At 65.9% G+C, this 23,288-nt stretch carries 25 protein-coding genes; 19 read left to right on the forward strand and 6 right to left on the reverse strand.

Features of this window, described 5'->3' with window-relative positions:
• Nucleotide 1: 1 nt before the first annotated feature.
• From A7X65_RS16270 to A7X65_RS16320, 11 genes are all read left to right on the forward strand, one after another.
• Nucleotides 2-583: a helix-turn-helix domain-containing protein gene (locus tag A7X65_RS16270; RefSeq protein WP_063687732.1), complete on the forward strand. Its 582-nt coding sequence runs from the start codon at nucleotides 2-4 to the stop codon at nucleotides 581-583.
• Nucleotides 583-1,095 (forward strand): GNAT family N-acetyltransferase, encoded by a 513-nt coding sequence (locus A7X65_RS16275; protein ID WP_082884960.1) that lies wholly within the window; start codon nucleotides 583-585, stop codon nucleotides 1,093-1,095. The genes A7X65_RS16270 and A7X65_RS16275 overlap by 1 nt, the downstream gene beginning before the upstream one ends.
• A 2-nt stretch (nucleotides 1,096-1,097) precedes the next feature.
• Nucleotides 1,098-1,562, forward strand: coding sequence for a GNAT family N-acetyltransferase (locus tag A7X65_RS16280; RefSeq protein ID WP_063687733.1), 465 nt, complete (start codon nucleotides 1,098-1,100; stop codon nucleotides 1,560-1,562).
• A 101-nt stretch (nucleotides 1,563-1,663) separates the two neighbouring features.
• The gene (locus A7X65_RS16285) at nucleotides 1,664-2,704 is read left to right on the forward strand and encodes a LacI family DNA-binding transcriptional regulator (RefSeq protein WP_063686442.1); all 1,041 of its coding nucleotides are present in this window, start codon (nucleotides 1,664-1,666) and stop codon (nucleotides 2,702-2,704) included.
• Nucleotides 2,705-2,782: 78 nt separating this feature from the next.
• Nucleotides 2,783-4,237, forward strand: a complete 1,455-nt coding sequence (xylB, locus tag A7X65_RS16290; RefSeq protein ID WP_063686444.1) for a xylulokinase — start codon at nucleotides 2,783-2,785, stop codon at nucleotides 4,235-4,237.
• The gene (xylA, locus tag A7X65_RS16295; protein WP_063686447.1) at nucleotides 4,238-5,560 is read left to right on the forward strand and encodes a xylose isomerase; all 1,323 of its coding nucleotides are present in this window, start codon (nucleotides 4,238-4,240) and stop codon (nucleotides 5,558-5,560) included.
• A 12-nt stretch (nucleotides 5,561-5,572) separates the two neighbouring features.
• Complete coding sequence (locus tag A7X65_RS16300; RefSeq protein ID WP_063686450.1) at nucleotides 5,573-6,331, forward strand: ATP-binding cassette domain-containing protein; 759 nt, start codon at nucleotides 5,573-5,575, stop codon at nucleotides 6,329-6,331.
• Complete coding sequence (locus A7X65_RS16305) at nucleotides 6,331-7,401, forward strand: ABC transporter permease (protein WP_063686451.1); 1,071 nt, start codon at nucleotides 6,331-6,333, stop codon at nucleotides 7,399-7,401. Before A7X65_RS16300 ends, A7X65_RS16305 begins: the two co-directional genes overlap by 1 nt.
• Nucleotides 7,402-7,495: 94 nt before the next feature.
• The gene (locus tag A7X65_RS16310; RefSeq protein ID WP_063203761.1) at nucleotides 7,496-8,428 is read left to right on the forward strand and encodes a sugar-binding protein; all 933 of its coding nucleotides are present in this window, start codon (nucleotides 7,496-7,498) and stop codon (nucleotides 8,426-8,428) included.
• A 102-nt stretch (nucleotides 8,429-8,530) separates the two neighbouring features.
• Nucleotides 8,531-9,508, forward strand: a complete 978-nt coding sequence (locus A7X65_RS16315; protein WP_063686452.1) for an aldo/keto reductase — start codon at nucleotides 8,531-8,533, stop codon at nucleotides 9,506-9,508.
• A gap of 3 nt (nucleotides 9,509-9,511) precedes the next feature.
• Nucleotides 9,512-10,360: an amidohydrolase family protein gene (locus tag A7X65_RS16320; RefSeq protein WP_063686453.1), complete on the forward strand. Its 849-nt coding sequence runs from the start codon at nucleotides 9,512-9,514 to the stop codon at nucleotides 10,358-10,360.
• 192 nt (nucleotides 10,361-10,552) lie between these two features.
• On the opposite strand, the gene A7X65_RS16325 is transcribed toward A7X65_RS16320, so the two are convergent.
• Nucleotides 10,553-10,918, reverse strand: a complete 366-nt coding sequence (locus A7X65_RS16325; RefSeq protein ID WP_063687735.1) for a nuclear transport factor 2 family protein — start codon at nucleotides 10,916-10,918, stop codon at nucleotides 10,553-10,555.
• Between the two features lie 213 nt (nucleotides 10,919-11,131).
• Between A7X65_RS16325 and A7X65_RS16330 the strand changes: the two genes are divergently transcribed.
• A complete protein-coding gene (locus A7X65_RS16330) occupies nucleotides 11,132-11,797 on the forward strand; it encodes a hypothetical protein (protein WP_063686454.1) in 666 nt (221 codons plus the stop codon).
• A gap of 117 nt (nucleotides 11,798-11,914) precedes the next feature.
• Here A7X65_RS16330 and A7X65_RS16335 read toward each other — a convergent pair whose 3' ends face one another.
• From A7X65_RS16335 to A7X65_RS16345, 3 genes are all read right to left on the reverse strand, one after another.
• Nucleotides 11,915-12,265 carry a RidA family protein gene (locus tag A7X65_RS16335; protein WP_063686455.1) on the reverse strand — a complete coding sequence of 117 codons (351 nt, stop codon included), beginning with the start codon at nucleotides 12,263-12,265 and terminating at the stop codon, nucleotides 11,915-11,917.
• 133 nt (nucleotides 12,266-12,398) lie between these two features.
• The gene (locus tag A7X65_RS16340) at nucleotides 12,399-13,316 is read right to left on the reverse strand and encodes a CE1 family esterase (protein ID WP_156527841.1); all 918 of its coding nucleotides are present in this window, start codon (nucleotides 13,314-13,316) and stop codon (nucleotides 12,399-12,401) included.
• A 2-nt stretch (nucleotides 13,317-13,318) separates the two neighbouring features.
• Nucleotides 13,319-14,977, reverse strand: coding sequence for an FAD-binding dehydrogenase (locus tag A7X65_RS16345; protein ID WP_063686456.1), 1,659 nt, complete (start codon nucleotides 14,975-14,977; stop codon nucleotides 13,319-13,321).
• A 265-nt stretch (nucleotides 14,978-15,242) separates the two neighbouring features.
• Between A7X65_RS16345 and A7X65_RS16350 the strand changes: the two genes are divergently transcribed.
• The 5 genes from A7X65_RS16350 (at nucleotide 15,243) to A7X65_RS16370 (ending at nucleotide 19,727) form a co-directional block, all read left to right on the forward strand.
• Nucleotides 15,243-15,764, forward strand: coding sequence for a hypothetical protein (locus A7X65_RS16350; protein ID WP_063686457.1), 522 nt, complete (start codon nucleotides 15,243-15,245; stop codon nucleotides 15,762-15,764).
• A 128-nt stretch (nucleotides 15,765-15,892) separates the two neighbouring features.
• Nucleotides 15,893-16,087 (forward strand): hypothetical protein, encoded by a 195-nt coding sequence (locus tag A7X65_RS16355; RefSeq protein WP_063686458.1) that lies wholly within the window; start codon nucleotides 15,893-15,895, stop codon nucleotides 16,085-16,087.
• A 24-nt stretch (nucleotides 16,088-16,111) separates the two neighbouring features.
• A complete protein-coding gene (locus A7X65_RS16360) occupies nucleotides 16,112-16,702 on the forward strand; it encodes an SCO family protein (protein WP_063686459.1) in 591 nt (196 codons plus the stop codon).
• A 219-nt stretch (nucleotides 16,703-16,921) separates the two neighbouring features.
• Entirely contained in the window at nucleotides 16,922-17,869 is a 948-nt protein-coding gene (locus A7X65_RS16365) for an ABC transporter substrate-binding protein (RefSeq protein WP_063686460.1), read from the forward strand.
• 214 nt (nucleotides 17,870-18,083) lie between these two features.
• A complete protein-coding gene (locus A7X65_RS16370; protein WP_063686461.1) occupies nucleotides 18,084-19,727 on the forward strand; it encodes a lysine--tRNA ligase in 1,644 nt (547 codons plus the stop codon).
• A gap of 285 nt (nucleotides 19,728-20,012) precedes the next feature.
• On the opposite strand, the gene A7X65_RS16375 is transcribed toward A7X65_RS16370, so the two are convergent.
• Nucleotides 20,013-20,765: a carbonic anhydrase gene (locus tag A7X65_RS16375; RefSeq protein WP_063686462.1), complete on the reverse strand. Its 753-nt coding sequence runs from the start codon at nucleotides 20,763-20,765 to the stop codon at nucleotides 20,013-20,015.
• Nucleotides 20,766-20,880: 115 nt separating this feature from the next.
• The gene (locus tag A7X65_RS16380; RefSeq protein ID WP_063686463.1) at nucleotides 20,881-21,534 is read right to left on the reverse strand and encodes a S24 family peptidase; all 654 of its coding nucleotides are present in this window, start codon (nucleotides 21,532-21,534) and stop codon (nucleotides 20,881-20,883) included.
• A 306-nt stretch (nucleotides 21,535-21,840) separates the two neighbouring features.
• On the opposite strand from A7X65_RS16380, the gene A7X65_RS16385 reads away from it, so the two are divergent.
• Both A7X65_RS16385 and A7X65_RS16390 read left to right on the forward strand, forming a co-directional pair.
• Nucleotides 21,841-22,185 (forward strand): DUF952 domain-containing protein, encoded by a 345-nt coding sequence (locus A7X65_RS16385; protein ID WP_063686464.1) that lies wholly within the window; start codon nucleotides 21,841-21,843, stop codon nucleotides 22,183-22,185.
• Nucleotides 22,182-23,279 (forward strand): quinone-dependent dihydroorotate dehydrogenase, encoded by a 1,098-nt coding sequence (locus A7X65_RS16390; RefSeq protein ID WP_063686465.1) that lies wholly within the window; start codon nucleotides 22,182-22,184, stop codon nucleotides 23,277-23,279. Before A7X65_RS16385 ends, A7X65_RS16390 begins: the two co-directional genes overlap by 4 nt.
• Nucleotides 23,280-23,288: the final 9 nt, after the last annotated feature.

Raw genomic sequence — 23,288 nt, forward strand, 5'->3', positions numbered from 1 at the left:
CATGGACCAGCAGAAACTCGACCGCGCGATCGGTCGTCGCTTGAAAACGCTCCGGACACAGGCGGGCATGACGTTGAATGAACTTGCAGCGCGCTCCGGCGTCAGCCGGGCCATGATCGGGCGAGTGGAGCGGGCGCAGAGCAGCGCGACCGCGGCGCTGCTGAACAAGCTCTGCGCGGCGCTCGACGTGACCCTCAGCGACGTCGTAGCGCTCGCGGAGAAGCCGCCGGAGCGCCTGATGCGGCTAGCCGACCAGCCGCATTGGCGCGATCCCGACAGCGGCTACCGCCGGCGTCACGCCTCGCCGCCGGATGCGGCCAGCGGCATCGAGATCATCGTCGTCGACCTGCCGGCCGGCGCGCGCGTGTCCTACAGCCCGTGGGGCCGCAGCGCCTTCACCCAGCAGCTCCTGATGCTGGAGGGGGCGGTCTGTGTGCATATCGACGCCAAGACCGTGCGCCTGCGCGACGGCGACTGTCTCGACTTCGACGTGATGCGTGCCGTGACCTTCGAGAACGAAACCAAACAGGATGCGCGCTACGTCATCATCACGCGGCGCGGCACTTCTTACGGGAAAATGTGATGCCGCTGGTCGTACGGGATGCCACGCTGGAAGATGCGGAGGATATTCTCGCCATCTACAACTACGCCGCGGTCCACACCACGGCGGTCTGGACCGACGGCCCGGCCGATCTCGCCTCGCGGCGCGCATGGATGTCCGCGCGGCAGGAGGCCGGCTACCCCGTGCTGGTCGCGATGAAGGGCAGGGACGTGGTCGGTTTCGCGTCGTTCGGCGATTTCCGTCCCTTTCCCGGCTATCGCCACACGGTCGAGAACTCCATCTATGTCGACCAGCGGCACCACCGGGCGGGCATCGGCCGCAGCCTGATGATCGCGCTGATCGAGCGCGCCACGCTGCTGAACAAGCACATCATGGTTGCGGCGATCGAGGCCTCGAATTCCGCCTCGATTGCGCTGCACGCCTCGTTTGGCTTTGCCGAGGTCGGCCGTATGCCCGAAGTCGGCAGCAAGTTCGGCCGCTGGCTCGATATGGTCTTGATGCAGAAGCAACTGGCAGGTGACGTCAAGCCATGACGATGCAGATCCGCACCGGCGACACTTTCGATCCGCGCGTCATCGCGCTGCTCGATTATCACGTCACGGCCGCACGGGCGCAGACCGCGCCGGGCAGCGCGCATGCGCTCAATCTGGCGGGCCTTCGCGCCAGCGACGTCGAGTTCTGGACCGGCTGGGACGGCGAGACGCTGGTCGCCACCGGCGCATTGAAGACGCTTTCGACCGGCCACGGCGAGGTGAAGTCGATGCACACGCTGCAGACCACCCGGCGGCGCGGCTTTGGCGGCCAGATGCTACGCCACATCATCACGGAGAGCTGCGCGCGCGGCTTGAGCCGGCTCAGCCTCGAGACCGGCTCGTGGGATTATTTCAAGCCGGCGCACGCGCTCTACCAGGCGCATGGCTTTGTGCCCTGCGGCCCGTTCGCGGGCTATGTCGACGACCCCAACAGTCTGTACCTGACGCTCGACCTGACCGCGGGCTGATCCGCGGGCCCGGCTGGCCTGATTCAACCCGGGCACGAAAACGTTCTCTCGTCCCTCAAAATGAGTTGCGTACCTCAAAACACCTCTGCTAGCCTTCAGCCATGGCCGAGACGCTCACCACCACCGCGCTGACGCTGAAGGACATCGCCCGCGAGGCGGGCGTCAGTCTCGCGACCGTGGACCGCGTCCTGCACAACCGCCCGGGCGTACGGCCGGACACGGTCCGCCGCGTCAGGGAGGCGATCGACCGCAACGCCTTCCAGCCGCATGTGGCCGCCGCGGAGCTCGCGCGCAGCCGGGCCCGCCGCTTCGCCTTCGTGATGCCGTCGGGTCCGAACCCGTTCATGCAGCAGATCGAGGCCTATCTCGGCGAGATGTCGGGCTGGCTCTCGGCCCGCCGCCTCAAGGTCGAGATGATCGCCACCGACGTGTTCGATCCGTCCGTGCTGGCGGCCTCGCTGGAGGCGCTGTCCGGCGACTACGACGGGGTTGCCGCGGTGGCGCTGGATCATCCGACCGTCCGCGCCGCGATCAACGACCTCGTCGATGCCGGCACCAAGGTGGTCACGCTGGTCTCGGACGTGCCGTCGTCGCGCCGCCACCATTATGTCGGCATCGACAACATCGCGGCGGGGCGCACCGCCGGCGCGCTGGTCGGCCGGCTGGCCGGCGGGCGCGCGGGCAAGGTTGCCGTCGTCGCGGGATCGCAGGGCCTGCGTGACCATGCCGAGCGCATCTTCGGCTTCAACCAGGTGATGGCCGCCGAATTCCCCGATCTCAGCGTGCTGCCGGTGCTCGAAGGGCGCGACGAGGATTCGCGTTCGGAGCAAGTGCTGGCGAGGTTGTTGGGCAGGCATGCTGACATTGTCGGCCTCTACAACGTCGGCGCCGGCACGCAGGGCGTCGCGCAGGCGTTGAGCGAGGCCGGCCGCGACAAGGTCGTCTTTGTCGGGCACGACGTCACTGCGTTGACGCGCCGGCTGCTGTTGCAGGGTGTGATGGATGCCGCGATCTCGCAGAATCCGGGACACGAGGCGCGCGCCGCCGTGCGCGTGCTGCTGGCGCTCGCCCGCGGCGAGCCGATCCTGCGCGAGCAGGAGAAGATCAGGATCGACATCGTGATGCGGGACAATCTGCCTTAGCGGCGGAATGTCGAACGGCAATTTGCGGGGAAGGCGGCACCAAGCCCGCCCATCGCGACAGGCAAAAGGGAGGGTGGTGTGTATCTCGGACTGGACATCGGCACATCCGGTGTGAAGGCGGTGCTCGTCAACGAAGCCGGCGCGGTGATCGCGACGGCGTCGCGCGAGCTTGCGCTGTCGCATCCGGCGCCGCTGTGGTCCGAGCAGGATCCCGATGCCTGGGTCGAGGGCGTGATCGGCGCGGTCGACGATCTCGCCAGCCGCCATCCGCGCGAGGTTGCTGCGGTCGCCGGCATCGGGCTGTCGGGCCAGATGCACGGCGCGACGCTGCTCGGCGAGGATGGCCGGCCGCTGCGTCCCGCCATCCTCTGGAACGATGGCCGTTCGCAGGCCGAATGCGTCGCGCTGGAACGGCGCTGTCCGTCGCTGCACATGATCGCCGGCAATCTGGCGATGCCCGGCTTCACCGCGCCAAAGCTGCTCTGGGTCGCGCGACACGAGCCGAAAATCTTCTCGCGCGTCGCAAAGGTGCTGCTGCCGAAAGCCTATGTCCGCTATCGCCTGACCGGCGAGATGGTCGAGGACATGTCGGATGCCGCCGGCACGCTGTGGCTCGATGTCGGCGAGCGCCGCTGGTCGGCGCTGCTGCTGCACGCGACTGGCCTCGATCTGCATCACATGCCTCGCCTCGTCGAGGGCAGCGAGGTCAGCGCCGTGCTCGCGCCGGACTACGCGCAGCGCTGGGGCATGGCGAAGAACGTTGTGGTGGCCGGCGGCGCCGGCGACAACGCGGCGAGCGCGATCGGGCTTGGTGCGATTGCGCCGGGCGATGCCTTCCTGTCGCTGGGAACGTCTGGCGTGCTGTTCCGCGTCACCGACCGCTTCGCGCCGGCGCCGGCGTCCGCCGTGCATGCCTTCTGCCACGCGCTGCCCGGGCTCTGGCACCAGATGGGCGTGATGCTGTCGGCGGCGGCTTCGCTCGCCTGGCTCTCCGGCGTGATGGAGACGCCCGCCGCTGCGCTGCTGGCGCCGCTCGGCGAGCGTGTCGACGGGCCGAGCCCGGTCAAATTCCTGCCCTATCTCGATGGCGAGCGTACGCCGCACAACGATGCCGCCGCCAGCGGCGCCTTCGTCGGCCTGCGTGGAGCGACCTCCCGCAACCAGCTCGTCCAGGCCGTGCTCGAGGGCGTCGCCTTCGCGGCGCGCGACAATCTGGCAGCCTTGAGCGCGGCGAGCGGGCCGATCGGCGAAGTCGATCTCGTCGGCGGCGGCTCGCGCTCGCCGTTGTGGGCGCAGATCTGCGCCGACGTGCTCGGCATTCCCGTCCATCGCGTCGAGGAAGGCGAGGTCGGCGCTGCGCTCGGCGCCGCCAGGCTCGGCCGACTTGCCGCTACCGGAGAAGATCCCGCCGAAGTCTGCACCCGCCCGCGGCGGCTTGCGAGCTTCGCGCCTCGCCCGTCCGTCACCGCCGCCTATGACGACGCCTATCGCCGCTGGCGCGCGCTCTATCCCGCATTGAAGGAGACTCTTTAAGTGAACGCGTCATCCAAATTCTTCGATGCAACCACGCCCATCGCCTTTGCCGGCAAGGATGCGGCGAACACGCATGCCTTCCGCTGGTACGATAAGGACCGCATCATCCACGGCCGCAGGCTGGAGGATCACCTGCGCTTTGCGGTCTGCTACTGGCATTCGCTGTGCTGGCCGGGCGGCGATCCCTTCGGCGGCGAGACCTTCCTGCGGCCCTGGCACCACGGCACCGATGCGATGGCCATGGCGCGCGCCAAGGCCGATATCGCTTTCGAGCTGTTCCGCCTGCTGGACGTGCCCTTCTTCACCTTCCACGACGTCGATGCGGCGCCGGAAGGCAATTCGCTCGGCGAATCCGTGGCCAACCTCAATGCCATCGCCGATGTCTTCGAGCAGAAGATGGCATCAGCTAAGGTCCGCCTGCTCTGGGGCACCGCGAACCTGTTCACGCATCGCCGCTACATGGCGGGCGCCGCGACCAATCCGGACCCCGATGTCTTCACCTACGCGGCCGGCCAGGTCCGCGCCGCGCTGGAGGTGACGCACCGGCTGGGCGGGCAGAACTATGTGCTGTGGGGCGGCCGCGAAGGCTACGAGACGCTGCTCAACACCGATCTGAAGCGCGAGCTCGACCAACTCGGCCGCTTCATCTCGCTCGTCGTCGAGCACAAGCACAAGATCGGCTTCAAGGGGCCGCTCCTGATCGAGCCGAAGCCGAAGGAGCCGACCAAGCATCAATATGATTTCGACGTCGCCACCTGCTACGGTTTCCTCGAACGCTACGACCTGCTCAAGGACGTCAAGCTCAACATCGAGCAGAACCACGCCATCCTCGCCGGTCACTCCTTCCATCACGAGGTCGCGCTGGCCGAGGCGCTCGGCGTGTTCGGCTCGCTCGATATCAACCGCGGCGACGATCTGCTCGGTTGGGACACCGACCAGTTCGCGATGAACGTCGGCGAGCTGGCGCTGGTGTTCCACGAGATCCTGAACCGCGGCGGCTTCACCACGGGCGGGCTCAATTTCGACGCAAAAATCCGCCGCCAGTCGATCGATCCTGACGATCTGATCCACGCCCATGTCGGCTCGATGGATGCCTGCGCGCGTGCGTTCCTCGCCGCTGCCGACATGCTCGATGCAGGGGCCCTGACCGCGCCGCTCGCCACGCGCTACGACGGATGGGCCGGCCCCGAGGGCCGCGCCATTCTCGGCGGCCAGCGTTCGCTCGCCGATCTCGCCGACCGCGCGATGGGCGCCGGATTCGATCCGCAGCCGCGTTCGGGGCGGCAGGAATATCTGGAATCCCTGGTCAACCGCTACGTCTGAGGAAGGCCGCTGATGGCAAGCGCTGACGCAACACCGGTCCTCGAGCTCTCCGGCATCGGCAAGGAGTTCGGCGCGATCCGCGCACTGCACGATGTCGACATGCAGGTCCTTCCGGGCGAGGTGGTCGGCCTGATGGGCGACAACGGCGCCGGCAAGTCCACGCTGGTCAAGATCATCGCCGGCAATTTCCGCCCGACCCATGGCGAGATGCGCTTTGCCGGCAGCGCGGTCCATTTCAACCGCCCCGTCGATGCCCGCGCTGTCGGCATCGAGGTGGTCTATCAGGACCTCGCACTCGCCGACAATCTGACCGCGGCGGCGAACGTGTTTCTCGGCCGCGAGCTGAAGCGCAGATTCGGTCCCATCGCGCTGCTCGACCACAAGGCGATGGCGGCGCGCGCGCTGGAGCTGTTCGGCGAGCTGCGCTCGGAGACGCGCCCCGACGATCTCGTCAAGCAGATGTCCGGTGGTCAGCGCCAGGCGGTCGCGATCGCGCGCACCAGGCTCTCCAATGCGCGGCTGGTGATGATGGACGAGCCGACCGCCGCGATCTCGGTGCGCCAGGTCGAGCAGGTGCTCGGGCTGATCCACCGGCTGAAGGAGCAGGGCGTCGCCGTGATGCTGATCTCGCACCGCATGCCCGACGTGTTCGCGGTGTGCGACCGCGTCATCGTCATGCGCCGCGGCGAGAAGCGCGCCGACAAGCCGATCCACGAGACCTCGCCGGAGGAAGTCACCGCCCTCATCACCGGCGCGAAGGAGGCGGCGTGATGGCCATGCCCATGGAATCCCCGATCACCTTCTCCAATGTCGGCAAGATCAGATGGTGGCAGCGCGGCATCTTCGCCTCGCAGACCGGCTACGTGCTGCTCGCGCTGGCGGTGCTGCTGGTGATCATGCATTTCGCCAGCCCCTACTTCTTCACCCAAGGCAACATGCAGAACGTGGCGAAGAATTTTTCCTTCATCGCCATCGCCACGCTCGGCGTCACCTTCGTCATCATCACCGGCGGCATCGATCTGTCCGTGGGATCGATGATGTGCTTCTCCGCCATGATCACCTCGATGGTGATGACCGAGCTGTCGGCGCCGGGCTCGCCGCTGGTGCATATGGCCGCCGACGGCAAGACGGTGCTGGCCAACGTGCCCGGCCTGATCCTGCTGATCTCGATCCTCGCAGGCCTCGGCGTCGCGCTGATCGCGGGCCTCGTCAACGGCTTCTGCATCGCCGTGCTCGGCCTGTCGCCCTTCGTCACCACGCTCGGCATGCTCTCGATCGTGCGCGGGCTCGGCTACGTCGTCTCCAACGGCCGCGGCAGTTTCCCGGGCGGGCCGGATGCCGACTATTTCTACGCGCTCACCTCGGGCGACGTGCTCGGCGTGCCCGCGCCGTTCATCTATCTCGTGATCCTCGCGCTGGCGATGGCCGTCGTCCTGCACCACAGTGCGTTCGGCCGCCATGTCTTCGCGCTCGGCGGCAACGAGAAGGCGGCCGAGCTCACCGGCATCCCCGTGGTGCGGGTGAAGATCGAGGTCTATGTGATCTGCGCGCTCGCCGCAGGCCTCCAGGGCATCATCATCTCCGGCTGGCTCGGATCGGCGCCGGCCAACATGGCGACCTCCTATGAGCTCAACGTGATCGCGGCGGCCGTGATCGGCGGCGCCAACCTTGCCGGCGGCATCGGCGGCCCGCTCGGAGCCATCGTCGGCTGCGTGCTGCTCGAGGTGATCCGCAACGGTCTCGTGCTGGCGCAGGTCTCCTCCTACTGGCAGCAGACGCTGGTGGGCGTGATCATCATCCTGGCCGTGCTGGTCGACCGCATTCGTTCGCGAATGACCTGACGTGAGATCATCCCGGGGAGGCAACGAAAACGCCGCCTGTCCGCTTCCCGGGCGCTTTCGAGAGGATAGGCACCAAACAAGGGTGGAGGAGACAATGAGGAAACTTCTGCTGGCCGGCATCGCCGTTGCGATGATGGCGACGCCGGCGTTCGCCGCGAACTACCGCTTCGTGATCGTGCCCAAGGCGATGAACAATCCGTTCTTCGACTTCGCGCGCGACGGCTGCCTGAAGCGCGCCAAGGAGCTCGGCAACATCGAGTGCATCTACAAGGGGCCGGTGGAGCACGAGCCGGCGACGCAGGCGCAGATCATCCAGGACTTCGTCACCCAGAAGGTCGACGGCCTCGCCATCTCGGTCGCCGACGTCGCGGCCATGACCAAGTCGATCGAGGCGGCGACCGCGGCCGGCATTCCCGTCATCACCTTCGATGCCGATGCGCCCGGCTCCAAGCGCATCGCCTATATCGGCACCAACAACAAGGAGTTCGGCGTCGCGCTCGGCAAGCAGCTCCTGAAGATGCGGCCCGACGGCGGCAAATATGCCATGGTCTCGGGCGGTCCCGGTGCCAAGAACCTCGCCGAGCGCGTCGACGGCGTGCGCGAGGCGCTGAAGGGCTCGAAATGGACCGAGGTCGCGGGCTCGCCGACCTTCTGCAACGACGATCCGGCGCTGGCGGTCCAGCAGATGACGGACATGCGGACCGCGACGCCCGATCTCGCCGCGATCGTGCCGATCGGCGGCTGGCCGATGTTCGCGCCCGAAGGCTTCAAGGCGTTCGCCAGCAGGAACAAGAAGGACATCGATTCCGGCAAGTTCACGCTGGTCGTCGCCGATACGCTGAAGATGCAGCTCGAGCTGCTGCGCGACGGCTATGCCAATGCGCTGGTCGGCCAGCGCCCGTTCGAGATGGGCGAGAAGGCGATGGACACGCTGCTCGCGATCAAGAAGGGCGAGAAGGTGCCGGAGATCGTCTACACCGGCCTCGACCTCGTGACCAAGGACAACGTCGCGCAGATGTTGAAGTAGGAGCGCTCGCCAGCCCCCGCGCTCCTGCATGCCTCCCCCGCTTGCGATTTCCGCAAGCGGGGGAGATGGTTTGGACGATTGGAATGAAGTAAGGCAATGGGAATGAAGCGCGCACGGCTCGGCACTCTCGACGTCACCTCGATCGGGCTCGGTTCCGCCCCGCTCGGCGGATTGTTCAGTCCCGTCAGCGATGCCGATGCGGAAGCGACGGTCGCGCGCGCCTGGTCGGCCGGCATCCGCTTCTTCGATACAGCGCCGCTCTACGGCTTTGGCCTCGCGGAACGGCGGCTTGGCGCGTTCCTGCGGCAACAGCCGCGCGAGTCATACGCGATCTCGACCAAGGTCGGCCGCCTGCTGCGCGCCCCCGACAGCGGCGGCGCGGAGGACGAGCACTACAAGGGCACGTCGCGCGAGCGGCCCGTGTTCGATTTCAGCTATGACGGCGTGATGCGCTCGGTGGAGGAGAGTCTGGCTCGCCTCGGGCTCGACCGCGTCGACGTGCTCCTGGTGCACGATCCCGACGACCATTACGACGAGGCCGTGTCCGGCGCCTTCCGCGCGCTCCAGCGCTTGCGCTCCGACGGCACCGTCAAGGCGATCGGCGCCGGCATGAACCAGTCGGAGATGTTGGTCCGCTTTGCGGAGGCCGTGCCGGTGGACTGCTTCCTGCTCGCCGGCCGCTACACGCTGCTGGACCAGGGCGCGCTGGATGGGCTGTTTCCGGTCTGCAAGGCGAAGAACATCGGTATCCTGCTCGGCGGCATCTACAACAGCGGCATCCTGGCGAATCCGCAGACAGGCGCGAAGTTCAACTATCAGGATGCGGATGCAGCACTCGTCGCACGTGCGCTCGCGCTCGACGAGCTCTGCCGCAAGCACGGCACCGAGCTGAAGGCGGCCGCGCTGCAGTTCTGCATGGCCCATCCGGCGTTGACGGTCGCGGTGATGGGCGCACGCAACGCCGGCGAGGTCGCCGACAACATCGCGATGTCGGAGAGAGCGGTGCCGGCGTCGTTCTGGCAGGAGCTGCGTGCGCGAAACCTCGTCGATGCCCGGGCGCCGCTGCCGGGCGGTGCGTAGACCATGATCATCGACGCCCATCAGCATTTCTGGGATCCCGAGCGCGCCGACTATCCCTGGATGAACGCGCCCGAACTCGCGCCGATCCGCCGCGCTTTCGGTCCCGCCGATCTCGCGCCGCTGCTGAAGGCGAACGGCATCGACGCGAGCATCGTCGTGCAGTGCCGTTCCGCGCTGGAGGAGACCGAGGGATTTTTGCGGATCGCGCATGTGACGCCGTCTGTCATCGGCGTCGTCGGCTGGGTAGATCTGACCGACGGCGATCTCGGCGACACGCTTGACCGGCTGCTTGCCGCGCCCGGCGGCAACAAGCTCGTCGGCATTCGCCACCAGGTCCACGACGAGTCTGATGCGGATTGGCTTCTGCGCGAAGACGTCCAGCGCGGCCTCACCGCGATGTTCGCCCGCGATCTCGCCTATGATTTCCTCGTCCGCACCCGCGAGCTTCCGGCCGCGATCGCGACAGCGCAGGCCTTCCCCCAGGCGCGTTTCGTGCTCGACCACGCGGCAAAACCGCCGATCGCCGATGGCGGCAGCGCCGAATGGTCCGAGCGCATCGCAGCGCTCGCTGCCTGCGGCAATGTCTGGTGCAAGATCTCCGGGCTCGCGACCGAAGCGGTCTGGAACGACTGGGATGCGGATCAGCTGTTTCCGTTCGTCGCGCATGCGACAAAATGTTTCGGCGAGGATCGTTTGATCTATGGCTCGGACTGGCCGGTGTGCCTGCTGGCAGGCAGCTACGGCGAGATCAAGGGCGCGCTGGACGCGTGCCTGGCGAAGCTCGGCCCGGCCGTGCGCGAGAAGGCGTTCGGGGCGAATGCGAAGGCTGCGTATCGGTTGCCGGTGGGATGATGTGATTGGGCGCAATGCTCGCGCCCAATCACAGGTGTCGTCTCGGCGAAGGCCGGGACCCATACCGCGTGATCTCTCGGGTTGCCGAGGCGGGCGTACCGAACGACTAACCTTCGCCAAACTACGCCCTGGGGTTATGGGTCCCGGCCTGCGCCGGGACGACCACTGAATTTGAGGCGGCTTACCCGCCCTTCACGCCCCCGCGGGCACTTGGTCCAGAAATCCCGTCACGCTCCTGATCCGCCCGTCCTTCAGTACGGCGAAGTCCGTCCCCTTGATCGGGCTGTCGACACCGTCAGGGCCGAGCCCCCACGAGAAGCGCACATGGTCACCGTAGCCGTTGGGCTCGCCGATCAGCTTGAACTTGAACTCGGGAAAACGCTGCTGCACGCCCGAGATCAGCGCGTCGATGCCATCGGGGCCGTCGCCCTTCATCAGCGGGTCGACATAGCTCGCATCGGCCGTCCAGGTCTCGCTCAGCAGCTCGCGCCGGCGGCTCGGCGTGCGTTCGTTCCAGAGATCGATATAGCAGTGGGCGATGGCGATGTGGTCGGTCATGTTGCTCTCCTTCGATGACGCCGTGTCCGGCTGACCGTCACTATCGAAGGTTCGCGCACGCGGATCGATTACCTCGGAGGTCATCGGCGCGCCGGTCTAATGCGGGCGTTACTTCGGCGCGGCGACGACATGGAGGCGCCACTCCTTTAGATTGTTCATACAAAATAATCGTGTTAAACGTGCAAAAATAGTCTGTGCATTTTCGGTGTGACGATGCCGCGCGATTTTCCCATTAACGGCGACATTATCTTTACCTCCGACGATCGTCTTGTCTTAGCCACCCAGTCTTTGCTTCGGGGCCGCAGGGCGAAATGGTCGCATGTCATGATTACGATCAGCCAGGCCGGCGCGCTGCATTCGATTCCCAAGAAGGGCGTGACTATCGAGGGATGGGATACGCTTTTTGCTGCAAGGCAATTTGGCGACGGCAGGATGAAGGCATATCGTTCGCCAAAGGTAACTTATCTCGGACTTCCCGTGTTTGAGGAAGCGCAGTCGGTTTACGGAGCAAAATACAACTCCGTCTTCATATTTCGCAATTTGCCCGGTATTCGACGGTTCTTCCTGCGGAGCTTCTTCTGCTCCGAACTCGCGGCTGAGTTTCTCTCCAAGCAGGGAGTCGGCGGCGACAAAGCGTCCATGCGCATCTTCCCGGTCGATCTCGAGGAGATACTCAAGCAACAAGGGTGGGTCGATGTATCGTGCGTGTATGAGCGCGTGCTCTCCGACAAGATGGCTGTGCCGGAAGTTCAGACGGGATGGTTGCAAAACATGCGCGATGTAATCGAACTTCTGCAGATGTCGGAAAGGGAGAAAAAGCGGGCGAAAGAATTGAGCCAAAGGGTTCAGCGTTTTCTAAATTCACTAGCTAGAAAATGAACCACTCTATCGAAGAACTGTCGGGGATCGGCACGAAGAAAGAGAAGAAGCCTCGTTTTCACGAGGCTTCTTCATTGGTTACCCTCGCCGCCCTTCGGCGGAGAACTCGGCGCTAGATTACTTCGCCGCCGTCACCATGATCTCGACGGTGTATTGCGCGGCCGCCAGCTTGGCTTCGACGGTGGCGCGGGCCGGAGTGTTGCCGGGGGAGACCCAGGCGTCCCACACGGCGTTCATCTCGCCGAAGGTCTTCATGTCGGTGATGTAGATCGTGGCCGAGAGCAGCTTCGACTTGTCGGTGCCGGCCTTGGCGAGATGGCCGTCGATCGTCTTCAGGATGTCCTGGGTCTGCTTGGTCACGCTTTCGCCGGCCGCATTGTTGGCGACGACGCCGGCAAGATAGACGGTGTTGCCGTGCACGACGGCCTGGCTCATGCGCGGGCCGGTTTCGAAACGCTGAATGCTCATTGGGGATCTCCTGCTGGAATGGCGGCCCTGTCTAGCGCAGCGCGCCGCGATCAGCCACCCCGGGCACGCATGCGTTGCCGGGCACGCATGCGTTGCCCCGGCATGCTTGCGTCGCTGGCAACGCATGCGCCGCTCACGGAAAATGGCTGAAGAATGCCCAGATCGTCTCGGCGCCGTCGATGTCGGCGTTCTGCGGCCCGAGCAGGCTGGTGGCGACCCGCGGGAAGCGAGCATCCGGCGCAAAGCCGGGCATGCGGTGGCCGCCATGATTGACACGGTAGAGCACGACGTCGTGTCCCGCAGGGCAGCGCGAGGTGATCCGGGTGACCGTGGACTGGTCCGCGGGATTTTTGTGGGGCAGGTCGACGGTGGCGGCATCGTCCGTCTCGCAGCCATTGAGCTTGCGCCAGAACGCCAGCGTGTCCTCGGTCGACCAGAATCCGTCTGCGGCATAATAGCTCGATCCGCGGCCGCCGGCATAGGGGACCAGCGGGTCGGCGGTGCTGTTCATGAGCAGCATCGGCAGCGGCCGCGACGGATGGCAGGTGACGGCGGCCTCGTCGGTGAGGTTCATGATCACGCTGGCGCCGGCCGCGAACAGGTCGGCGCGCGCGCAGACGAGAGTCATCGCCATCGCCCCGCCGTTGGAGATGCCGGCGACATAGACGCGCTTTGGATCGGCGGTGCCGTTCGCCACCAGCTTCTCGACGAGCTTTGCGATGAAGCCGATATCGTCGGTGCCCACGGGCGGGCCGCGGAGCGCGGGGCCCGCCTTGGTCCGCGCATCGGCCCAGGCATGGTTGAGGCCGTCGGGAAACACCACGGCAAAGCCTTCGCGCTTGGCGACCTGCGGCCACGCCGTGCGCGCGACCATGTCGGCGCCGCGCTGGGTCTTGCCGTGCAGCACGACCACCAGCGGCACCAGCCGCTTCGCCGGCAGTTGCAACGTATAGGAGCGCTTCACGCCGTTGACGTCGATGGTGTCGGCGGATGCGACCGAGGCTGCGGTCAACGCCGCAAGGCACACCCCGATCTGAATCCACCGCCGCATCATCATCCCACCGCCTTCGCCGCCGCGCGCCCGGCATTGCGGCCCGAGAACAGGCAGCCGCCCAGAAAAGTGCCTTCCAGCGAGCGATAGCCGTGCACGCCGCCGCCGCCGAAGCCCGCGGCTTCGCCGACCGCGTAAAGGCCGGGAATGACCCTGCCCTCCGCGCCGAACACGCGGGAGTCGAGATCGGTCTCGAAGCCGCCCAGTGTCTTGCGGGTGAGGATGTTGAGCTTGACCGCGATGAGCGGCCCCTGCGCGGGATCGAGGATGCGGTGCGGCGAGGCGGTGCGGATCAGCTTGTCGCCGATATAGCGCCGCGCATTGTGGATGTTCATCACCTGCGCATCCTTGACGTAGGGATTGGCGATCTCGCGGTCGCGCGCCTCGATCTGCATTTTGATGTGCTCGAGCTTGAGCAGGTCGTTGCCGGCAAGCTTGTTCATCTCCGCCACAAGGTCCTCGATCTTGTCACGCACGATGAAGTCGACACCATGGCTTTTGAAGGCTTCGACCGGCGCCGGCGCGCCCTTGTTGGTGGCGCGCTTGATCGTCATGCGCCAGCTCTTGCCGGTGAGGTCGGGGTTCTGCTCGGAGCCCGACAGCGCGAACTCCTTCTTGATGATGCTCTGGGTCAGGACGAACCAGGAATAATCGTAGCCGGTGGACATGATGTATTGAAGCTGGCCGAGCGTGTCGGAGCCGGGGAAGAGCGGCGCCGGCAGCCGCGTGCCCGTGGCGTCGAACCACATCGAGGAGGGGCCGGGCAGGATGCGGATGCCGTGGCGCGGCCAGATCGGATTCCAGTTCTGGATGCCTTCGACGTAGTGCCACATGCGGTCGCGGTTGATCAGCCGCGCGCCGGTCTTCTCGGTGATGCCGATCATGCGGCCGTCGACATGCTCGGGCACGCCGGAGATCATGAACTTCGGGGGCTCGCCCAATCGTTTCGGCCAGTTCTGCCGAACCAGCTCGTGATTGCCGCCGATGCCGCCGGACGCCACGATCACGGCCTGCGCCTTCAGCGCGAATTCGCCGACGACGTTGCGCGACGAGCTCTTGCCGCGCTCGATAGTGTCGGGGGCGAGGATCGCGCCGCTGATGCCGTCCACGGTGCCGTTGGTGATGGAGAGCGCATCGACGCGGTGGCGGAACTTGAAGCTGAGCCGGCCGCTCTTCATGGCCTCGCGCGCGCGGCGCTCGAACGGTTCGACGATGCCGGGGCCGGTGCCCCAGGTGACGTGGAAGCGCGGTACCGAATTGCCGTGGCCCATCGCGTCGTAGCCGCCGCGTTCGGCCCAGCCGACCACGGGGAAGATGCGATGGCCCATTGCGCGCAGCCAGCCGCGCTTCTCGCCGGCGGCGAAGGCGACATAGGCCTCGGCCCATTTGCGCGGCCAGAAATCCTCGTCGCGGTCGAAGCCGGCGGTGCCAAGCCAGTCCTGCATTGCGAGGTCGAAGGAGTCCTTGATGCCGAGCCGGCGCTGCTCCGGCGAATCGACCAGGAATAATCCGCCGAACGACCAGAACGCCTGGCCGCCGATCGACTGCTCGCCTTCCTGGTCGACCACGATCACGCGCTTGCCCGCATCGGCGATCTCCGTCGCGGCTACGAGGCCCGACAGTCCCGCGCCGACGACGATGACGTCGGTCTGTTCAGCCATGTCCTTCCCCCTCCATCGGTTCCCCCCTGTAGTTGTCCGGATTGAAGCCAGCGGTTGCAACTGAGATCAAGGGCGTGGCGCGTAAGACCTCGTTAACTTGTTCCAGTTTGGGATTAAGTCCGTCCGAGTGCAGCGCCGACGCAACACTGGATTTGAATTTGTTTTGAGTCAGCCGGCCTGCCTAGACAAAACCTTGGTTACGACAGACGCTAGCTGTGCATCACCACCGGACACGCAGATTCGAATTCGACTGGGGCGGGGGACAATGAAGTTTCTGACGGGGTTGCTTGCGGCGGTTCTCCTGATCGCGGGCATGGGGGCTTCTCACGCGGTGGTTCGGATCGCGGATGACCGCGGCGGCCGGATTGGAACCTACGTCGACAAATACCAGGACCTCAGGCAATCGGGTGAGACCGTCATCATCGACGGGCTCTGCGCCTCGGCCTGCACGATCGTCCTCGGCGCCATCCCGCACGACCGCATCTGCGTGACCTCGAGCGCGACACTCGGCTTCCACGCCGCCTGGGATTTCGGCACCAATGGCCGCGCCGTCACCAATCCCGAAGCCACCCAGATGCTCTATGCGATGTATCCCTCGCAGGTGAAGCGCTGGATTAGCCAGCGCGGTGGCCTGACCCCCCACATGCTGTTCCTGCGGGGCAAGCAGCTCCAGGCCATGTACAAGCCTTGCTACCTGGACGCACAGGCGTCGGCGATCAAGCCGGCACGCCGGCCCCTACCGCAGGCGGAGCAGCTCGAGACCGCCCGCGGCCAACTGCTGCACTGACGTTCCCCGGCAAGACGAGATCGTCTGGCTCGCCCGCGGTGCCTTCCGTGCCCGCGGCGCCTTGCCCGCAGGCGGTCTAAAGCCTATCTGAAAGCCAGGGAACCGGGGCCTTCGCCCCCATTGTTGTCATGGCTCAACCACTGCACCCCGCCCATCCCGTACAGGACAATTCGCCCACTGCCGGCCGGGCCTCATCCGTGCTGCTGTTGGCTGGCGCCGGCGTCGGCGGGCTGGTCGTGCTCGGCGTGCTGGCGCTCTGGTTCCACTACGGCAGCCAGGTGTTCTTCGAAATGATCAGGACCGGCTTCGCTGCCTGCTTCTGATCTCCGACAGGAAGTTATCCGCTCATGAGTTCCGCCGCCCGTCCGCTGGTGATCGCGACCGCCTTCGCTGCAAGCCTCGTCCTCGGGCTCCTGATCATGTTCTGGGCCATGGGCGGGGTCAGCAAGGTGGCGCAGCCGGCCGCGATCGGCGGCCCGTTCCAGCTCACCGACCAGAACGGCAAGGCCGTCACTGACAAGAGCCTGAAGGGCAAGCCGACCCTGATCTTCTTCGGCTACACCCATTGCCCCGACGTCTGCCCGACCTCGCTGTTCGAGATCTCGGAGGTGCTACGCGCGCTGGGCAAGGACGCCGACAAGGTCAACGCGGTCTTCATCTCGGTCGATCCCGAGCGCGACACCCCGGCGACGATGAAGGACTATCTGTCCAGCTTCGATCCGCATCTGGAGGGCCTGTCCGGCGATCCCGCCGAGACCGCTAAGGTAATCACGTCCTACCGGGTCTATGCCAAGAAGGTCCCGACCAAGGACGGTGACTACACCATGGACCACACCGCCCTGATCTACCTGATGGACCGCGACGGCCGCTTCGTCTCGCCGTTCAACCTGAAGCGCACGCCCGAAGAGGCCGCGACGGATCTGAAGCGGTATCTCTGACGGCCCGTCGCGGGCACAACACCCTCCACATCGTCATGGCCGGGCTTGTCCCGGCCATCCACGTTCTTGGGGTAGGCGCTAAAGCACGTGGATGCCCGGGACAAGCCCGGGCATGACGGCTGAGAGACCTTCACCCTGGCCAACATTCCCCCCTCGCGTTCCCGGGTGGATGGTCTATAAGGCCCTCTGATCCCAACGAAATTCTTTGCTTTCCGGCCGATGGCTCCATCGCAACAGGCGAAATCGTTCAAATCCGTCCGTGGCTTGCTGGCAGGGCTGGCCGCCGGCCTGTGCCTGCTCGCGGGCCTGCCCGGCGCGCAGGCCCAGGCCCCGGCCAAGCAGCCCCCGGCGGCAGCCCAAGGGACATCGCAGGCGACCCCGCAGGTCGCGCCCCAGGCGGCTCCCCAGGCCGTGCCGGGCTTCTGGGACCCGCGGCGGCGGCCTGAGCGGCCGGACCTGTCGCGCCTGACCGTGATCCGCTTCCTGACCGAGACCGACTATCCGCCGTTCAACTACACCGGCGCCGACGGCAATCCGGCCGGCTTCAACGTCGATCTCGCCCGCGCGCTGTGCGAGGAGATCAAGGTCACCTGCACGGTGCAGATGCGCCGCTTCGAGACCCTGGTCGACGCGCTCACCTCCAACCGGGGCGATGCCATCATCGCCTCGATGGCGGTGAGCCCGCAGCTGCGCGCCCGCGTCGACTTCACCGATCCCTATTACCGGGTGCCGGCGCGCTTCGTCTCACGCAAGGACGCGGTGATGCCGGAGATCCGCCCCGAATATCTCGAAGGCAAGAAGGTCGGCGCCATCGCCGGCTCTGCGCACGAGGCGTATCTGAAGGCGATGTTCACCGACGCCGAACTGCATCCCTATCCCAACGACGATGCGATGCGCGCCGCGCTCCGCAAGGGCGAGGTCGACTTCATCTTCGGCGACGCCATCTCGCTCGCGTTCTGGATCAACGGCACTGATTCCGGCGATTGCTGCGCCTTCTCCGGCGGCCCCTTCGTGGAGAGCCGCTTCTTCGGCGAAGGCATCGGCATCGCCGTCCGCAAGGGCAACGACGTGCTGCGCCAGGCCCTGAACTGGGCCCTGTTCCGCGTCTGGGAAAAGGGCCGCTACACCGATCTGTGGCTGCGCTATTTCTCGGTGAGCCCGTTCTAATTCCGCTGCCTTTCCATCGTCATTGCGAGGAGCCACCCGGTCCCGCCTTCGGCGGGCCGGATGACAGGCTCCGCGACGAAGCAATCCAGAACGTTTCCGCGGAAAGATTCCGGATGGCTTCGCTTCGCTCGCAATGACGGTGGAGACGACGCGTCGCCCCACAAATTGCATTCTGCCGGGAAATCGCTATTTTCCGCGGCCCGGAGGCCCCTTGATGTCCGTTATCGATCCCAGCATGAGCCCGAGCGATCTGCGTGCGCTCGCCGAACAATCCAACGCCTGGCCGTTCGAGCAGGCGAAGGCCATTGTCGCGCGGCTGAAGAAAAGCCCGAAGGACGAGGTGCTGTTCGAGACCGGCTACGGACCGTCGGGCCTGCCGCATATCGGCACGTTCGGCGAGGTCGCGCGCACCTCGATGGTGCGGCATGCCTTCCGCGTGCTGACCGAGGACAAGATCAAGACTCGCCTGCTCGCGTTCTCCGACGACATGGACGGCTTCCGCAAGGTGCCGGACAACGTGCCGAACAAGGAGCTGCTGGCGCAATATCTCGGGCGCCCGCTCACCGCGGTGCCCGACCCGTTCTCGAACGAGCATCCGTCGTTCGGTGATGCCAACAACGCGCGGCTGCGCGCCTTCCTGGATCATTTCGGCTTCGACTACGAGTTTGCGAGCTCGACCGTCTATTACAAGTCGGGCCGCTTCGATGCGACGCTGCTCAAGATGCTCGCCGCCTACGATAAGGTCATGGAGATCATCCTGCCGACGCTCGGGCCCGATCGTCGCGCCACCTATTCGCCGTTCCTTCCCATCAGCAAGACCACAGGCGTCGTGCTGCAGGTGCCGATGATCCGCCGCGATGTCGCGGCCGGCACGGTCACCTATGTCGACCCCGATACCAATGAAGAAGTCGAAACGCCCGTCACCGGCGGAAATGTAAAATGCCAGTGGAAGGCCGACTGGGCGATGCGCTGGGTCGCGCTCGGCGTCGACTATGAGATGGCCGGCAAGGACCTGATCGATTCCGTAAAACTGTCCGGCGCGATCGCGAAGGCGCTCGGCAGCGCGCCGCCTGAAGGCTTCAACTACGAGCTCTTCCTCGACGAAAAGGGCCAGAAGATCTCGAAGTCGAAGGGCAACGGCCTCACCATCGACGAGTGGCTGCGCTACGCCTCGCCGGAATCGCTGTCGCTGTTCATGTACCGCGAGCCGAAGGCGGCGAAGCGGTTGTTCTTCGACGTGATCCCGCGCCAGGTCGACGACTACCAGCAATTCATCGACGGCTTTGCGAAGCAGGACGGCAAGCAGCAGCTCGGCAATCCGGTCTGGCACATCCACAACGGCAAGCCGCCGCAGGGCGACATGCCCGTCACGTTCCAGCTTCTCCTGACGCTGGTGTCGTCGTCGAATGCGGAGAATGCCGAGACGCTGTGGGGTTTTATCGGCCGCTACCGTCCAGGCGTGAGCCCCAAGACGCATCCCAAGCTCGATGCGATGGTCGGCTATGCCATCAACTATTATCGCGACTTCGTCGCGCCGACGAAGCAGTTCCGCGTGCCCACGGATACCGAGCGCGCCGCGCTGCAGGATCTGCGCGAGGCGCTGTCGCAGCTTCCGCAGGAGGCGTCCGCGGAGGACATCCAGAACGTCGTCTACGAGATCGGCCGCCGCGAGCCGTTCCTCGACCAGGTCAAGAAGGGCAAGGACGGCCGTCCCGGCGTCACGCTCGACTGGTTCAACATGCTGTACCAGGTGCTGCTCGGCCAGGAGAAGGGTCCGCGCTTCGGCTCCTTCGTCGCGGTCTACGGCGTGCAGAACGCGGTCAACATGATCGACGGCGCGCTGGCGCGGAGTGCGTGAGGCACGTCGTGAACGCGTAGCGTCGTAGCCCGGATGAGCAAGGCGACATCCGGGGTCTTCGCGCGCCGCACCAGCGGCCCCGGATGTCGCTGCGCTCATCCGGGCTACGGACCTTTATTCAATCGCCAACTCTCTCCGTCGTCCCGGCGAAGGCCGGGACCCATAACCACAGGGAGAAGTGAGGCGAAGATTCGCAGTTGCGCTTCCGTCGGTACGACGACTGTGGTGCTTCGATAGATCACGCGGTATGGGTCCCGGCCTTCGCCGGGACGACGGGCTGCCTTCTCAAATCGACCGCAGCACGTAACGCCGGTTGTCCTTCTGCACCGGCCTTGCGTTCATCGGGTAGAGCTTTGCGAACGCCGCGACGTCGCCCGCCGACACCTGGATCGGATCGGTCAGCAGCAGCCATTCGACCACTTCCGAGCAGGGCGGCGTCGTCAGCGAGCCGGAATAGCGGTAATAGCCGAGCTTCGGCGGCAGCAGGGAGAGCGGATCGATGCTGGCATCCGCCTTCACCGCGGGGCCTTCCGCCGCGGGCATCGTCTTGATGATCTTGCCGAAGGCCGGGTTCGGCTTGCCCTCGGCCATCAGCACGCCGACCACGGCGAGCCCGCCGGCATCGTTGCGGTGGACGAAATGCGCCTCCATCGGAAAGTTCTTGCCGCCGATCATGTGCTCGCTCGGCCGGTGGAAGTGCACCTGGAGCAGCTTGTATTTGACGTCGCCGAGAAGAAGCGTGCTGCCCTCGGCGAAGTTGAGCTGGATAGTGTGCCCGTTGTTGACGATTGTGTCGGCGTTCCGGCTCCAGTTCAGCCTCAGCGCGGGGAGTTGCGACTTGACCGTCGCCTCGATGTCGATCGGCGATTGTTGCAGGCCGACCGCACAGGCCTTGTTGCCCGCGTCGAGGTCGCCCCACTTGCCCGGGCCGGCGGCGCCTTCATAGCCCCAATGCACGCCTTCGGCGGCGAAGGCCGGCTTGCACAGCGGGCAAAGCGCAAGACCCGCGAGTGCTTTCAATGCGTGGCGGCGATTCATCGTAGTCCCCCTCGAGATCAATTTGATCGGTGATGCGCGCGCAACCTAGGCGAGAGGGTTCGTGAGTCGCAATGGCGATTGCGGCACGCACCCGTGTCATGGTCCGGTCACGTCGTCACTGGCTCGCCCACACGATCCGCATGATCCAGCCGACGTCGCTGGTCGCCATCGTCCGTTCGGCGAGGGAGGCATCGAGCGGCTGCAAGTCCAGCGCCTTTGCCGTGCGGCGCTTCAGCATCGCGAGGATCACCTCGCCCGCTGTGGTCTTCACCACGACGCGATCGCCCTTGCGGACCGGCGCGTCGGGCGAGACCAGGATGACGTCGCCGTCGCGATAGACCGGCGCAAGCGCATCGCTGGATATCTCCAGAGCGAAAGTCTGGCTGTCGTCGGCCGCCGGAAGCGCGATCTCGCTCCAATCCTTGCCGGATGGAAGGCCGGCCTCGTCGAACGCGCCGCTCGCACCGGCCAGCGCGAAGTCGAGCAGCGGCACCGAGCGGCCGCCGCCTTGATCGTCGTCGACAAGCCTTGCGAAGGTGTCGATCGAGGCCCCGGTCGCCGCCAGCGCCTTGGCGATCGATTCGGTCGAGGGCCAGCGCTCGCGGCCGTGCGAGGTGACGCGCTTCGACCTGTTGAAGGTGGTGGGGTCGAGCCCGGCGCGCTTGGCAAGACCGGACGGCGACAGGCCGGCGCGCGCCGCCAGCCGGTCCAGCGCGACCCAGATCTGGTCGTGGGTCAGTATCCTCTGCGCTTTGGCTTGTCTGACCATGGAAGGTCCAGCCCGTCGCAACCCAGGAAAACTGTCCTCAAATCAACCGGTTTTCCGTTTTTCGCGCAAGAGGCGCCGGGGACAGGGTTTGCAAGCGCGGTGGATACCGCTCGGCGCAGGGAAAACGCGGCAAAACCGGAATTGGGGGGCTCGTTCCGATTTCATCGCGGCGGAATTGGCTCTAAGTCTTGAGTTCGGAGAGGGCGGCCTTTACGGTCGCCGCCGGGGTTCAGGGACCCCCGAGAGACGGAAAAACCCAAGAGACTCAACGAGCTGTCTCAAAGAGCAAACAGGGCTGCGTAGGCGGTGGTCAAGATCTACAAAATTTGTCCGGCCTCGGCCTGGCGCGAGGCGGAACGGCACGGCGTGTACCAGGGCAGCGCGGACGATTCGCGCGACGGCTTCATCCATTTCTCGACGGCGGCCCAGGTTCCCGAGACCTTGCGCAAGCACTATCTTGGGCAGCGCGCGCTGTTCCTGGTCGAGGTCGACGGCGATGCGCTCGGCAGCGAGCTGCGCTGGGAGCGCTCCCGCAACGAGGAGCTGTTTCCGCATCTCTATGGCGAGCTCGATCTCGGCGCCGTCATCTCGGTGATGAACCTCAACATGCGCTCCGATGGCGGGCACGACGTTCCGGAGCTTCTCCCGTGATCCGCGCTTTCGACGCTTTCTCGCTGCCGGTGCTGCGTTGGCTCGATCCGGAGGATGCGCATCGCCTGGCGATCCAGGGGCTGCGCTTCCTGCCGCCGGTCAAGCCGCGTGCGGACGATGCCAAGCTCGCGGTGCGCGCCTTCGGTCTCAATTTTCCCAATCCGATCGGCATGGCCGCCGGCTTCGACAAGAGCGCGGAGGTGCCGGACGCGCTGCTGCGGCTCGGTTTCGGCTTCGTCGAGATCGGCTCGGTGACGCCGAAGCCGCAAGCCGGCAATCCGCGGCCGCGGCTGTTTCGTCTCGAGCGCGACGAGGCCGTGATCAACCGCATGGGCTTCAACAACGACGGCGCGGAGATCGTGCTGCGCCGGCTCGCCGCGCGCGCGCAGCACGGCGGCATCGTCGGCGTCAATGTCGGTGCCAACAAGGACTCGCCCGATCGCGTCGCCGATTACGTCAAGCTGATCGAGACCTTTGCGCCGGTCGCGAGCTATTTCACCGTCAACGTCTCGTCGCCGAACACGCTGGGCCTGCGCAACCTGCAGGAAGGCGCGCTGCTCGACGATCTGCTCGCGCGCGTGATCGACGCCCGCGAGCGTGTCAGGCAGAAGGCCGGCGACACGCCGGTGCTGCTCAAGATCGCGCCGGATCTCAGCCTCGCCCAGCTCGACGACGTCGTGCAGGTCGCGCGCTCGCGCAAGGTCGACGGCATGATCGTGTCGAACACGACCATCGCGCGGCCGAGCACGCTGCGGGAGGAGATGCGCGCCAAGGAGCAGGGCGGCCTGTCCGGCCGGCCGCTGTTCCGCCTGTCGACGCGCATGGTCGCCGAGACCTATGTGCGCGTCGAAGGCGCCTTCCCGCTGATCGGCGTCGGCGGCGTCGATTCCGGCGGCGCGGCGCTGACCAAGATCCGCGCCGGTGCGAGCCTGATCCAGCTCTATTCCTCGCTGGTCTACAAGGGCCTCGGCCTCGTCGATGAGATCAAGCGCGATCTCACCTCGACGCTGCTGCGCACGGGCCGGGATTCGCTCTCGGATATCGTCGGTGCGGATGCCGCGACGCTGACTGCGGAAGACTGGCCGGGGATGTAAGACGGTCTC

The organism is Bradyrhizobium stylosanthis (genome assembly GCF_001641335.1).
In the GTDB taxonomy this organism is placed as follows: domain Bacteria; phylum Pseudomonadota; class Alphaproteobacteria; order Rhizobiales; family Xanthobacteraceae; genus Bradyrhizobium; species Bradyrhizobium stylosanthis.